General features: G+C 56.9%; 12 protein-coding genes. 10 read left to right on the forward strand and 2 right to left on the reverse strand.

Going from position 1 to position 13,318, the window contains the following annotated elements; all coding sequences use genetic code 11:
• Window positions 1–112 precede the first annotated feature (112 nt).
• On the reverse strand, window positions 113–712 hold the full coding sequence (locus tag ACM5SV_RS32620; RefSeq protein WP_017997138.1) for a hypothetical protein: 600 nt from the start codon (window positions 710–712) through the stop codon (window positions 113–115).
• 158 nt (window positions 713–870) lie between these two features.
• Between ACM5SV_RS32620 and ACM5SV_RS32625 the strand changes: the two genes are divergently transcribed.
• From ACM5SV_RS32625 to ACM5SV_RS32640, 4 genes are read left to right on the forward strand one after another with little or no spacing between them, the layout of a single operon-like run.
• Entirely contained in the window at window positions 871–1,737 is an 867-nt protein-coding gene (locus tag ACM5SV_RS32625; RefSeq protein WP_012760125.1) for a WecB/TagA/CpsF family glycosyltransferase, read from the forward strand.
• A gap of 7 nt (window positions 1,738–1,744) precedes the next feature.
• On the forward strand, window positions 1,745–3,238 hold the full coding sequence (locus ACM5SV_RS32630; RefSeq protein WP_017997139.1) for a sugar transferase: 1,494 nt from the start codon (window positions 1,745–1,747) through the stop codon (window positions 3,236–3,238).
• Window positions 3,239–3,283: 45 nt separating this feature from the next.
• Entirely contained in the window at window positions 3,284–4,327 is a 1,044-nt protein-coding gene (locus ACM5SV_RS32635; RefSeq protein WP_012760123.1) for a UDP-glucuronic acid decarboxylase family protein, read from the forward strand.
• A 4-nt stretch (window positions 4,328–4,331) separates the two neighbouring features.
• Window positions 4,332–6,173: a glycosyltransferase family protein gene (locus ACM5SV_RS32640; RefSeq protein ID WP_017997140.1), complete on the forward strand. Its 1,842-nt coding sequence runs from the start codon at window positions 4,332–4,334 to the stop codon at window positions 6,171–6,173.
• A 178-nt stretch (window positions 6,174–6,351) separates the two neighbouring features.
• On the opposite strand, the gene ACM5SV_RS32645 is transcribed toward ACM5SV_RS32640, so the two are convergent.
• Window positions 6,352–7,128 carry a LuxR C-terminal-related transcriptional regulator gene (locus tag ACM5SV_RS32645; protein ID WP_017997141.1) on the reverse strand — a complete coding sequence of 259 codons (777 nt, stop codon included), beginning with the start codon at window positions 7,126–7,128 and terminating at the stop codon, window positions 6,352–6,354.
• 551 nt (window positions 7,129–7,679) lie between these two features.
• Between ACM5SV_RS32645 and ACM5SV_RS32650 the strand changes: the two genes are divergently transcribed.
• From ACM5SV_RS32650 to ACM5SV_RS32675, 6 genes are read left to right on the forward strand one after another with little or no spacing between them, the layout of a single operon-like run.
• Entirely contained in the window at window positions 7,680–8,186 is a 507-nt protein-coding gene (locus ACM5SV_RS32650) for an acyltransferase (protein ID WP_012760120.1), read from the forward strand.
• A complete protein-coding gene (locus tag ACM5SV_RS32655; protein ID WP_012760119.1) occupies window positions 8,183–9,220 on the forward strand; it encodes a Gfo/Idh/MocA family protein in 1,038 nt (345 codons plus the stop codon). Before ACM5SV_RS32650 ends, ACM5SV_RS32655 begins: the two co-directional genes overlap by 4 nt.
• The gene (locus tag ACM5SV_RS32660; RefSeq protein WP_012760118.1) at window positions 9,217–10,320 is read left to right on the forward strand and encodes a DegT/DnrJ/EryC1/StrS family aminotransferase; all 1,104 of its coding nucleotides are present in this window, start codon (window positions 9,217–9,219) and stop codon (window positions 10,318–10,320) included. Before ACM5SV_RS32655 ends, ACM5SV_RS32660 begins: the two co-directional genes overlap by 4 nt.
• Window positions 10,310–11,029 (forward strand): acyltransferase, encoded by a 720-nt coding sequence (locus ACM5SV_RS32665; protein WP_017997142.1) that lies wholly within the window; start codon window positions 10,310–10,312, stop codon window positions 11,027–11,029. The genes ACM5SV_RS32660 and ACM5SV_RS32665 overlap by 11 nt, the downstream gene beginning before the upstream one ends.
• The gene (locus tag ACM5SV_RS32670; RefSeq protein ID WP_012760116.1) at window positions 11,026–12,000 is read left to right on the forward strand and encodes an NAD-dependent epimerase/dehydratase family protein; all 975 of its coding nucleotides are present in this window, start codon (window positions 11,026–11,028) and stop codon (window positions 11,998–12,000) included. The genes ACM5SV_RS32665 and ACM5SV_RS32670 overlap by 4 nt, the downstream gene beginning before the upstream one ends.
• Window positions 11,997–13,208, forward strand: coding sequence for a DegT/DnrJ/EryC1/StrS family aminotransferase (locus ACM5SV_RS32675; RefSeq protein ID WP_222018075.1), 1,212 nt, complete (start codon window positions 11,997–11,999; stop codon window positions 13,206–13,208). Before ACM5SV_RS32670 ends, ACM5SV_RS32675 begins: the two co-directional genes overlap by 4 nt.
• Window positions 13,209–13,318: the final 110 nt, after the last annotated feature.

A 13,318-nucleotide genomic window follows, 5' to 3' on the forward strand; every position in this document is an offset into this window, starting at 1 on the left:
TGTCGGCATTTGCCCGGCATGTTCGATCCGCACATCGAAAATGATGGCATCGCCTGCCCCTTCTCCGGCATGCTCCTTACCAGGCCCCTGAGGTGAGATCTTGGTCGAACCTTCAATGTCGCTGGCGAGTTTTCGTCCCGATCCTGCAGGTAGAATGCGATCTTATACCCCTAAAAGACTCGTCCGCGAAGATAGTTCCGTCAATGCAGGCAAGGTGGTGGGGAACCTCATTATGCCACGACGATGTCGTGTTGATCATCATATCGCATTCGCCTGTGAGAACGACGTCAAGCGGTTGCGTGATTTCCTTGAGGTGATTGAGGATCACGTCGGATGTCAGAAATCTGGCGACTTCCTCTGCGACATACCTGGCCTGAAGCTGGAATTTGCCACCGTACTGATACCGGCCTTCCGATTTCAGGTACTGTGTCACAATCAGTCGTAAGCATTCCACCTGATTGGCGGCTAGCAGTTCCCTGATGACGGTGTAGCTGTCGGAACTCAAATCTTTCTGCAGCGGATTCTGTCGTCCAGCTCTGACTGCTCGCCAGCCGAGGCCGTCATCTCGCCTGTCGGATCCCCACATCTCTCTCCCGGCTTGTGCGCTCACCCCCGGCCCTGTCTGCGCGACGGCGACTATCTTCTTCGATTTTGCGACGGCCAAACGCTCTTTCGCGACGGCACTCATCAAAAAGAGCACGTCGTAAACCATAGGGGTACATTGCCTTACTCCAAATATTGTAACTTATCCCCGCGTAAGGCGTAGAAATATGAAGTCTCATCTACGTCCAATAGTTGGAACGGCAAGTATGGAGGCAATCGCCCTTACAGCATATTCTGATGACAGTTTAGATCGCGAAAGCGCAGGTCATGAGAAAGCAACTAGCAGACAGCAGTCAAGATTCGGTTCTTAATCGACCGAGCTATTCGGAATCTATTAATGTCCTTGGTGTTCGCATTTCGGCAGTTAATCTCAAAAGTGCCACCGGATTTATTCAAACAGCGATCGAAGACGGCAGGAAGGAATATGTGTGCGTTCGCGACGCGCACGGTGTCGTCCGATGTCAAGATGATCCCGAACTCCGGTCGATACATAACCGTGCGTTCCTCGTGACACCCGACGGCATGCCGTTGGTATGGGCATTGAAACGTGCCGGTCATGCCGAAAGCGACAGGGTCTATGGACCGGATCTCATGTTATCCGTTTTCGATGCCGGCAGCTCCAAGGGCTTGCGCCACTTCCTTTATGGCGCAACGGCCGAAACGCTCGAACAGCTGCAGGCGCGACTTCTCGCGAAATTTCCGCAAGCACAGATCGTCGGCTCCTATGCGCCACCTTTTCGCAAACTGTCGACGCGGGAGGAAACGGAGATTGCTGACCAGCTCAATCGATCGGGCGCCGATATCATCTGGGTCGGCCTGAGCAGTCCAAAGCAGGAGCTCTGGATGGCGCGCATGCGCGATCGTCTGGAAGCATCGATGCTCATCGGGGTCGGAGCCGCATTCGATTTCCACGCCGGCCTCAAGCGGCAGGCTCCAAGGATCATTCAAAGAAGCGGCTTCGAATGGGCGTTCCGCCTTTTGTGCGAGCCGCGACGGCTGTGGCGGCGCTATGCGGTCGTCGTGCCGACCTTCATCTCACTGACGGCATTCCAGAGACTGGGGCTTCGGAAGTTTCCGATCGAAGACGCGGTTTTTGGACCAAGCGCGCCAAAAGAAGCAGCTGCAAAGGTGTAAAGCCATCATGTCCTTATTTGCGTCGCCAGCAATGACACCGCGTCCGTCGAAGGCAGCCACATCAAGTGACATGACGTCGCGGGCGATTGCGGCAGGTTCCGTGCCGCCCATAGCAGCTAAGACCGCCGATCCCTTTGACCGGGCAGGGCTGAATATGCCCGCCGCACTACGGCGTCGGCTTCCTCGGCTTGCAACCTCGTCCTTGCTGGCCGCCGGCGACATTGCAAGCTATTTGGTTGCCTATTTTGTTGTCCTGTCCTTTTTCCCCAGTGGTTTGGAGGGCACGCTGGCGGAGCGTACGTTCGCGATCGCAGCACTCGCCGCGATTATTCTTTACGCATCGGCCGGCCTCTACCCTGGATATCGGTTACATGAGCACGAACATCTGCGGCGGCGCACTGTAGCTGCCGTCAAGGTGGCTGTCCTGGCGGCGTTTGGAGCAATTATCCTCCCGGAGGGGGAACGACTGCTGCTTGCCGTCATTGGGTTCCTCGCTCTCGGGCTGATTGTTCAGCCATTTGTGCATTGGCTTGCACGGGGCCTGTGCTGGAAACTTGGAGTCTGGGGGGAGCACGCGGTTGTCATAGGGGGGGGCAACCTTACCCCCGCTCTCGTGGCCCATTTCAAGAACCACTGGCAGTATGGCATCAGGCCGGAGGCCATTTCCCCCGATAGTGTGGAGGCATTGCCCGATGGCGGGCCATCCATTGCCATGATTGCGGGCGACACAGGCGTGCTTGCACCAGATTTGGCGGCTATGCGTCGGAAGTTCGCCGAAGTCATTTTGCTGTCCGACACGCCGAGCCTCAAGGTAACCGGATTGCGGCCTGCGGATGTCGGCGGAGAAATCGGTATTCGCCTTACCAACAGTGGGAGTTCGGTGAACTCGGACCTGGTTCGCCGAATCCTCGATCTCGCAATCGCCATCCCTGCATCGATCGTCGTCGCCCCATTCATCGCGTTTGCAGCGGCCGCAATCTATGCCATCGATCCGGGCCCCGTCTTCTTCCGGCACACCAGGGAGGGGCGGTCAGGCAAGCCGGTGCACGTCCTGAAATTGAGGACGATGTATCAGGATGCAGAGCAGCGCCTTGAAGCTGTCTTCCGAGACGACCCCAACATGCGCGCCGAGTGGTTGAGCCACTTCAAGCTCAAGGACGATCCGCGCGTCCTTCCGGTGATCGGACATATGCTGCGCTCTTCGAGCATCGATGAGCTGCCGCAATTGGCAAACATCATTGCGGGGCAGATGGCCATCGTCGGACCGCGTCCGTTTCCAGAATATCACCTCTCAGCGATGGACAGCGAATTTCGTGACAAGCGGCGTTCGGTAACACCGGGGCTGACAGGCCTCTGGCAGATATCCGAACGAAGCAATGCGGATATCGAGCTGCAGCAGCAACTCGACGAGTTCTACATCGACAACCGGTCTCTGTGGTTCGACTGCCAAATTCTTCTCAGCACAATCCCTGCGGTGTTCAAGCGCGGGGGAGCCTACTGACCATCCTCGCTTCCGCGAGGCAACCATCAACAACGGAGCATACCAATGCACGGACAAAAGCGAATTATGGTAACCGGCGGCACCGGGTTTCTGGGATCATTCCTGTGCGAAAGGCTTTTGCGCGAGGGCAATGACGTCCTCTGCGTGGACAATTACTACACCGGTTCGCGCGACAATGTGCTGCATCTTCTTGACGATCCTCGCTTTGAGATACTCCGGCACGACATTACCTTCCCGCTCTATGTGGAAGTCGACGAGATCTACAACCTCGCCTGCCCGGCATCTCCTGTTCACTACCAGTTCGATCCTGTGCAGACTGTGAAGACCAATGTGCATGGGGCCATCAATATGCTGGGCTTGGCCAAGCGCACCAAGGCGAAGATCTTCCAGGCTTCCACCAGCGAAGTTTACGGCGATCCGGCAGTCCATCCTCAGACGGAGGACTATCGCGGAAGCGTCAATCCCATAGGCCCGCGGGCGTGTTATGACGAAGGCAAGCGGTGCGCCGAAACGCTGTTCTTCGACTATCATCGTCAATATGGCGTGGAAATCCGGGTGGCGCGGATCTTCAATACCTATGGGCCTCGCATGCAGACCAACGATGGCCGCGTCGTCTCCAATTTCATCGTTCAGGCGCTTCGAAACGAGTCGATCACCATCTTTGGCAACGGCACGCAAACACGGTCGTTCTGCTATGTAGACGACCTGATCGACGGTTTTATCCGTCTGATGGGTGCGCCCGCTGGAGTCACAGGCCCTATCAATCTCGGCAATCCCGGAGAATTCCAGGTCCGTGAATTGGCAGAAATGGTGATCGAAATGACCGGATCGAAGTCCGGTATCGTCTTCAATCCTCTGCCGGTCGACGATCCGACACAGCGCAAGCCCGATATCAGCCGCGCAACGCAACAACTGGGCTGGCAGCCGAAGGTGAACCTTCGTGAGGGGCTTGAGAGAACGATCGCTTATTTCGAGTGGAAGCTTTCCGGCGGCGTAAGGAACAGGCTTAGCGCCAAGTCCTCGCAAGAAGCTTATCCGCATCTGGCGTCTGCGAACGTCGAACTCACTGCTCCTGAAGCCATTCGATAGGGACATGAATAGCAACGTTAATGATCGAAAGCCGCGGCTCGTTTTTTTTCAATGGGACCATCAGCCCAATGCGAACGCGGCCGGTTACCTGCTGCTGCACATGCAGCAGCAGGTCAAATGCCTCACAACACATTTCGATGTCGTCGTCATTAACCGCGACTGCGATTATGCAGAGATATGCGACAGGTACGAACCGGATCTGACGCTGTTTGAAAGCGGTTATCGGTCGCATGGGTCGCGTCGCATAAAAATCACCAACACCAATACCCATATCGTCGTTCCCAAGCTTGGCCTTCATAACGCCGACGCATGGTGCGATCGACGCGCGGGCTTCCTTTCCGATATGGAGCAGTGGGGCATCGAGGCGTATTTCGCGATCGCAACGATGACTCCGGAATATATGCCGGCGGTGAAGGAGAATCTCTTCGTCTGGCCAAATTTCATCGATCCCAAAGTCTACCACGACTATGGCCAGCAAAAGGTCATCCCGGTGATGCTCACAGGTCAGGCCTATGGCCTTTATCCCTGGCGACAGACGGTCTTTCCGATGATCCGCGACCGTTACCCCTGCCTGGTCTCGCCGCAACACGCCTATGAGAGCAAGCTAGCTTCCCAGCTCCTGTCCGGAGAGGCTTACGCGCGCGCGCTCAACTCGAGCCTCGTCGTCCCCACATGCGGCACTATGGGCGGCGAGGTCGTACGCAAGCACTTCGAGATTCCCGGGGCAAATGCCTGTCTCGTGACCGAACGCACAGCAGCAGTGGAGGCAGCTGGCTTTGTCGATATGGAGAACTGTGTCTTTGTTGACGGCCAAAACGTCGTCGAGCGACTAGATTACCTTTTTGCCCATCCCGACGAAATACGGCGTATCACGAAAGCCGGTTACAGTTTGATCCATTCGTGTCACACACTGAGCCACAGGCCGCAAATATATCAGTGGTTCATGCTGAACAAAGGCCTGCAGTTCGGTGAAAAGATCATTCAGTCCGGCCCCTTCGGCGATCTTACAAAGGTTCAGCGTAGCTCCAGGCGAGAGAGCGTCCATATCGTGGGGGAAGCCAGCGATCGCGCTTTGCTGAAGCAGGGCGACTTGCTTCTCGAGCAGGGCAGGGTGGCGGAGGCCAAGCAGTGCTACGCGCGCTGCCTGGACTATGTATCCTACCTGCCCGAAGCTAAATTCCGCCTTGCCATCTGTGCGTTGCAGGAGGGCGACGCCGATCACGCCTATGAGCTTCTGGTGGACCTGGTCAAGGTGACCATGAGCGAATATGGGGCACTCAACCCGGATCCGGTCGAGTGGGCGTACTTCCTTCTCGCTTTAATCTCCAGAGGCCAGTTTGAGCGGGCGCGAAGGCTGCAAGATTTCTATCCATCGCTATCCCACGACGAATTCAGGCGCGCGCGCCTCGTCATCGCGCAACTCGGTCGCTCAGGCGATGGGGTCGTCTCGGGGCGGTATGGCAGGGATCGAAAAAGCATTCATCAGATTCCTGATCGGAGCGATTCCGAGTGGCTTGCATGGTTTTCCGATATTCTTGAGCGCTGTCAGCAGCCAGATCTTGCAAATGTTCTTCGTCACGCTCCCGTCGGCGGAAGCAGCGCCGGCGAGAAAGTAACATCTCTACAATTCAAACGTGATGCTGGCTGGCGTCTGCGACTATATTCAGGCGTCGATGGCCTGATGGTCAGACTGCGCCTGAATGGCCTGCGGCCGAATGTGCCGCCGCTGCCTGAGTTCCGATATTTCTGGCATCTTGCGCGGGGTCTGGTCCCCCATTCGCAGAGAGGCCCGTTGCGCAAGATCCGAATAGCGCTTTCCAGGCTTCCTATCGGCACCGGCAATTAGCCGTGGGAAAATTGCACATGCAAACAGCGACACCTGGAGAGTCGTACATGACAGACTTTCCAAGTGAGGCTGAAGATGCAATCGCGGACTCGGTGGCGTATTTGCCGTGCAGCCACCGAGGATGTTTAGAGCGAGAATGCGCTCCTGATGCGATCCAAGATCTGATCGGCCGACCGCATCAGCACAGGCTGTTTGTCGCAGAGCCGCCCGAAAGAAACAGATCGTTGAGCTTGAACACGACTTCCGTTCTGTTCGTCGCTTTGACCTTTTTCATAATATTGCGAACATGCACCTTTACAGTGCTTTCTCGCAGGTTGAGCTCATAAGCGATAATTTTGTTTGCCTTTCCGCGTCGGAGCGCCTCCACGACTTCGACCTGACGATCCGTGAATATGCCGGCTAGCGGGCGTGCGGTCGAATTGCTCGAGTCCAGCAAATGACGCATGGCGAACAGGGCGCTTGCAGGCACAAAAATTCCTCCTGCCACCGACAGCGCGATCAGCTCCATACAGACACTGACGCTGACTGAGGCGGGGATGAACCCTTTGGCTCCGTACTCAAGTGCCCTAACGATTTGACCGAAATCGTCGCTATCGGCCAATACGATGAGTGGCGTTGATACAAATTCTGACGAAAGCTTCCGGATTTGCTCCGAAACGGCCGGTTCATCGATCTTTTTGCCGCCGACGTTCAAGAGGATTGCCGAAAGCGGAGGATATTCGTCGCGCTTCTGCTTCCACTCCTCAATTGATCCAAATGCCAGAATCTGCAAATCCGCCTTTTCGGCAGCCATGCATTGCGCCAGGCATTGCCGATCAAGCTCACGATTATCGAGAATGACAAGCGAATGCGTGTGTCTTCCCGGCACGACAGCTGTGTTCGGATTATCTATCCTGAGGGGAAGAGCTACGTTCTCCTGCCTGAGGTCCAAATTCGGTATAAGTGCTGAATTCACAGCTTCACCCTCCCCTAACACGTTACGCTCAACTAAGGCTCCGAGTACCAACCCCTCTCAATTCGGGGGTTTAGGAAACTCTAAAGTAGGAATCGAATACCACAATTCGCGGGACGTTACAGTAGCTAATATAGGCTAAGTAGCGCACAACTTTCATAACAAGTCGGAAATATAAAGTAAATCTGAAGTAGTCTTACGCGTTACTAGATAATTTTCAGGATAAACTTCATCGTTACACCGTAGTTTGTGACGGGTCACTAAATGCATGGAAACAATCGCAGTCTCCGGCGTAGGACCGGCTGCGGATGCGGTCGGTGAGTCCGCCACCAACGTTGGCCGATGTATGAACATGGGCGTAAGTCATCATAAGTAGATACGCCTTTAGGTGAATAACCTTAAACGTTTTGTTTCTTTACTCAGATGCAGAAAACAATTCTCTTTGCAATGTAGAAAAATATTAGCCCTGTCGGTCTGAAACCTTGGGTGCAATCAAGCGATTGTTGGTTTCAACTGAAAGTCTGGGCGTGTTCAAGAGTAGGGGTTTTGCAGGGATGATTGCATCAAACGTCAAGCTGGATGACGGCACCATTATCCACCATCCGGATCTTGTGAATCTATACGGCTGCACAATCGGCGCCGGAACGCGCATCGGCACCTTCGTTGAGATCCAGAAAAACGTCCTGGTCGGAAAAAGCTGCAAGATCTCCAGCCATTCCTTCCTCTGTGAGGGCGTGACGCTGGAAGACGGCGTGTTCATAGGCCACGGGGTCATGTTTACGAACGACACATACCCGCGCGCCGTCAATCCGGATGGCAGCCTCCAGACGGAGGCCGACTGGATTGTCGTCCCGACCCTGGTCAAGCGCCACGCGTCGATTGGCAGCAACGCCACCATTCTGCCTGGCGTGACCATCGGAGAGGCTGCGCAGGTCGGCGCCGGAGCCGTTGTAACAAAAGATGTACCGGATGGCGCCATTGTTATTGGCGTTCCGGCCAGGGTGATCGGTCGCGTCAATGACGGACCAGTCGACATGTATGCGTCGGGAGGAATGAAATGATCGGCATTGCTGTTGTTGGGTATGGATATTGGGGCCCGAATCTGGTGCGCAACATCTCGGAGGCGGCCGGAGCGCACCTCGTTTCTGTCTGTGATCTTAATGTTGAGCGGTTGGCGGCTGTCAAAAGCCGCTACCCCGCCGTGACGATCACCGATGATTTCGAGGAAGTGCTGCGTGATCCAAGAGTTGATGCCATCGCTATCGCGACGCCGGTCTTCACCCATTTCAAGCTCGCAATGCAGGCTATGATGGCCGGAAAGCATGTCTTCGTCGAAAAGCCGATGGCATCGACGACGGAGGAAGCTTCGCGGATGGTCGAAGAGGCCGCACGCCGACGCCTCGTGCTGGCAGTGGATCATACCTTCGTCCACACCGGCGCCGTCCGCAAGATGCGCGAACTGGTCGAGAACGGCTTGGGCGACATGTATTATTATGACTCGGTTCGGGTCAATTTGGGGCTCTTCCAGCATGATGTCAGCGTCATCTGGGACCTCGCGGTGCATGATCTCTCCATCCTGGACCATGTTGTGCAGGAAAGGCCGGTGGCTGTTTCAGCGACAGGCATGAGCCATGTCCTCGGCGAGCCGGAAAACATCGCCTATCTCACGCTCTTCTTCGAAAGCAAGCTCATCGCACACATCCACGTCAATTGGCTGGCGCCGGTCAAGGTGCGCCGCACGCTGATCGGTGGCAGCAACAAGATGGTCGTCTACGACGATCTGGAGCCCAGCGAAAAGATCAAGGTCTACGACAAGGGCATCACGCTGAACCCCAATTCTCAGGCTTACGGCGAGAAAGTGCATCAGATGATGGTTGGCTACCGCAGCGGCGACATGTGGGCGCCCAAGCTCGATATGACCGAAGCACTGAAACGCGAACTGGATCAGTTCGTCGAGTGCATCGAGCAGAACTCGCGGCCCATTACGGACGGCCATGCCGGCTTGCGCGTCGTTCGCATTCTGGAAGCTGCAAGCCGGTCGTTAGCCCAGCGCGGTCGCATCATCGAGCTCGAAGAGGCAAGGCGCATCGCATGATCCCGTTCCTGGACATTAAGGCACAATATCAGTCAATCAAGGGTGAGATCGACGCCGCTGTGCTCGGCGTCCTCGCCTCGGGGCAGTACGTATTGGGCGACGAGGTCGCGCATTTCGAGCAGGAATTCGCCGACTATTGCAACGTCAAGCATGCGATAGCGGTCAACACCGGAACGAGTGCCTTGCATCTTGCCCTGCTTGCGGCGGGCGTTGGTCCCGGCGATGAGGTCATTACGGTGCCATTCACGTTCGTCGCAACCGTGTCGGCGATCTGCTATACGGGTGCGCGACCCGTGTTCGTCGATGTTGAGCCCGTGACACTCACGATGGATCCGGCGGAGGTCGAGGCAAAGATTACTCCCCGCACCAAGGCCATTGTTCCTGTCCATCTCTACGGTCAAATGGCCGATATGGACGCGATCAAGGCAATTGCCGAGCGCCACGGGATACCCGTCATCGAAGACGCCTGCCAGGCCCATGGCGCGCAATACAAAGGCCACCGTGCCGGCAGTATCGGCCTATCCGGCTGCTTCAGCTTCTATCCGGGCAAAAACCTCGGCGCCTGCGGCGAGGGGGGTATGGTCGTTACGAATGACGATGATCAGGCCAAGACGATGCGCATGCTGCGAGACTGGGGTCAGGAGCAACGCTATCACCATCTGCTGAAAGGCTTTAACTATCGCATGGACGCCATTCAAGGCGCGATCCTGCGTGTCAAGCTCCGGCACCTTGAAGACTGGACCGAGGCGCGTCGCGCTCATGCGCGCCGCTACTCTTCGCTGCTTGCCGGATCGACGGATTTGACAATCCCTGTCGAAGCAGCCGACCGGCGTCACGTCTATCATGTCTATGCCATAAGAAGCCACGATCGCGATGGGCTTCAACGCCTGCTCAGCGCGGAAGGCATTCCGTCCGGGCTGCATTATCCCATCCCTGTTCATCTGCAGAAAGCCCATGCCGACCTTGGTTACCAGGCCGGGGACTTCCCGGTTTCGGAAGCCGCCGCACGGGAGGTCCTCTCGCTGCCGATCTATCCAGAGATGCCTGTACGACACGTTGACCAGGTGGCCGCCGCGCTGGAGTACGCCTATGTCAGTTAACCGCCCAGGCGAGGCTCGACTGGTGCAGGCGGTCCATGGTCGCCATGAAAGGCCGGCAGATCCTGACTACCAAACTGGGTTGGTCGAAGAGCTCAGACAATCATACGGGCGCGCTGGCCTGATAGACCTCTATGGTCGTTTCGCCACAGGTGACGGGGTCGTCGACACTCTGATGCGCAAAGCCATCTGGCAAGCGATCGCGCGGAACTGCGGCGCGGGACTTCAGGTCGCGGGCGGCGCCGGTTTCAAACATCCGGAAACGTTCGAAATCGGCAATGGCGTGTTCATCGGCGCCCAGGCCTATATCCAGGGACGCTTCGACGGCACCTGCGTGATCGGCGACAATGTCTGGATCGGCCCGATGGCCTATTTCGATGCACGCGATCTGGTTATCGAGGACTGTGTCGGCTGGGGTCCTGGCGCCAAAGTGCTTGGGTCGACCCACACGGCACTGCCGGTGGATGTGCCGATCATTCGCACGGATCTCGAAATCAAGCCGGTCCGCATCGGCGCATGGGCCGATATTGGAACGAACGCAACAATTCTTCCCGGCGTGAGCATCGGGAAGGGGGCGATCGTCGGAGCGGGCGCTGTCGTTGTTTCCGATGTCGAACCGTTTTCAGTCGTGGCGGGCGTGCCGGCGAAGTTTATACGCTGGCGCACGGAAGCCGATGCTGTGGTCGATATATCGCGTGGAGGAAGATCGTGAGAGATCAACGGGTACTCATTACCGGCGGAGCCGGCCTGATCGGGTCGCATATCGCCGATCTCGTCGCATTGGAGAAGCCGCGCGAGATTATCATCCTCGACAACTTCGTGCGCGGACGCCGGGACAATCTCAGCACGGCAATAGGTGGCGGGTCCGTCAACATTATCGAGGGAGATATCCGTGACAGAGCCTTGCTGGCGAAAACCTTCGAGGGTGTGGACATCGTCTTTCACCAGGCGGCCATTCGCATCACGCAATGCGCGGAAGACCCACGGCTTGCCTTCGATGTGCTGGCCGAAGGCACGTTCAATGTTCTCGAAGCTGCCGTAAAGGCAGGCGTGTCGAAGGTCGTCGCTGCCTCTTCAGCCTCTGTGCTGGGCTTGGCCGAGACCTTTCCGACCACCGAAGCCCATCATCCATATAATAACAGGACGATCTACGGCGCGGCCAAGACCTTTAACGAGGGGCTGCTTCGCAGCTTCGCGGAGATGTACGGCCTGCGCTATGTGGCGCTGCGCTATTTCAACGTATACGGGCCGCGAATGGACGTTTACGGTGCCTATACCGAAGTGTTGATCCGCTGGATGGAGCGTCTGGCGACCGGAATGCCACCCCTCATCTACGGAGACGGCAGCCAGACGATGGACTTCGTCGATGCACGTGACATCGCCCGGGCAAACCTGCTGGCTGCGAAGAGCGATGTCACCGATGAGGTGTTCAATGTCGCGAGCGGCGAGGAAATAAGCCTCCTGCAGCTTGCGCAGATGCTGAGCAGCATCATGGGGGTCTCACTCGAACCGCAGCACAAAGAAGCCCGCGCGGTCAACGGCGTAACCCGTCGTCTTGCCGATATCAGCAAGGCCGAGAAACTCCTTGGCTTCAAAGCGGAAATATCGATGGAACAAGGGCTTCGCGACCTTGTCGCCTGGTGGCAGTCGAAGACCGCTGCGGCAGGAGGGCAAGCTGCATGAGCGCGTCTCTCTCAACGATTCCGGTCGCCAAGCCCGTCCTCGGAGAAGAGGAGGCCGAAGCAGCGCGCCGCGTTATTATGTCAGGATGGGTAACGCAGGGACCGGAAGTCGCGGCCTTCGAGGGCGAATTCGCAGCCTTTGTCGGCGCCGCACATGCCTGCGCGGTTTCAAACTGCACGACCGCACTGCATCTCGCCTTGATGGCGGTCGATGTCGGTGCCGGCGATGAAGTCATCACGGTCAGCCATTCGTTCATCGCCACCGCGAACGCTGTTCGATACTGCAATGCGGTCCCTGTCTTCGTCGACATCGAAGCAGATGGTTACAATATCGACCCCAGCCTGATCGAAGCAGCCATCACGCCCCGCACCAAGGCAATCCTATGTGTGCATCAGCTTGGCATGCCTTGCGATCTCCGCTCGATCGTGGAGATCGGCAAGCGCTATCAGCTCCCGGTCATCGAAGATGCTGCATGCGCGACGGGAAGCGAAATCCTGTGGGACGGGCGTTGGGAAAAGATAGGCAAGCCGCATGGCGACATTGCCTGCTTCTCCTTCCATCCCCGGAAGGTCGTCACGACAGGTGATGGTGGCATGTTGACCACCGCCAATCCCGAGTATGATCGAAAGTTCCGGCTGTGGCGTCAGCATGGCATGAGCGTCACCGATGCTGTTCGCCATGGCTCGAAACAGGTGATCTTCGAAGACTATGACGAACTGGGCTACAACTACCGTATGACCGACCTTCAGGCTGCCGTCGGAAGGGAACAGTTACGGCGGCTGCCGGGGCTGATTGCGCAGCGCAGGCGGCTCGCCGAGCAATATCGTGAGCGCCTGTCTACGATCCCTGGGCTCTCACCGGTCGAGCCGCATTGGGCTCGTAGCAACTGGCAGAGCTTTTGCGTGAGACTGCCTGATGCCGTCGACCAGCGGAAGGTCATGCAGACACTGCTCGATCAAGGGATCTCGACCCGGCGCGGTGTGATGAACATTCATCTGGAAGGTGCCTATTCCGACCAGAGTTCTTATCGTGCCGCCACAAGTCTGGAGCGAAGCGCGGCAGCGCAGCGGCAAACGGTAGTCCTTCCGCTTTATGCTCAGATGACGGATCTCGACATTGTCAGGGTTGTCGAAGCACTTCGAAGCTCATTGGCTGAGGTCGCCAACATACCCGCCTTACAGCACGATAGGGATATCGCTCTTGTATGATTTCCTGATTGCGTGATGCAATCTTTGTTGTGCCGCAGGACCTGATGCGCATCGCTTCGATGCGCATTTTTTGTTAGAGCCTTTCCTGGTCAATTTGAAGCATTCTGTTG

Origin of the sequence: Rhizobium sp. CRRU65, from assembly GCF_048551595.1 — a bacterium.
Taxonomy (GTDB): Bacteria; Pseudomonadota; Alphaproteobacteria; order Rhizobiales; family Rhizobiaceae; genus Rhizobium; species Rhizobium leguminosarum_J.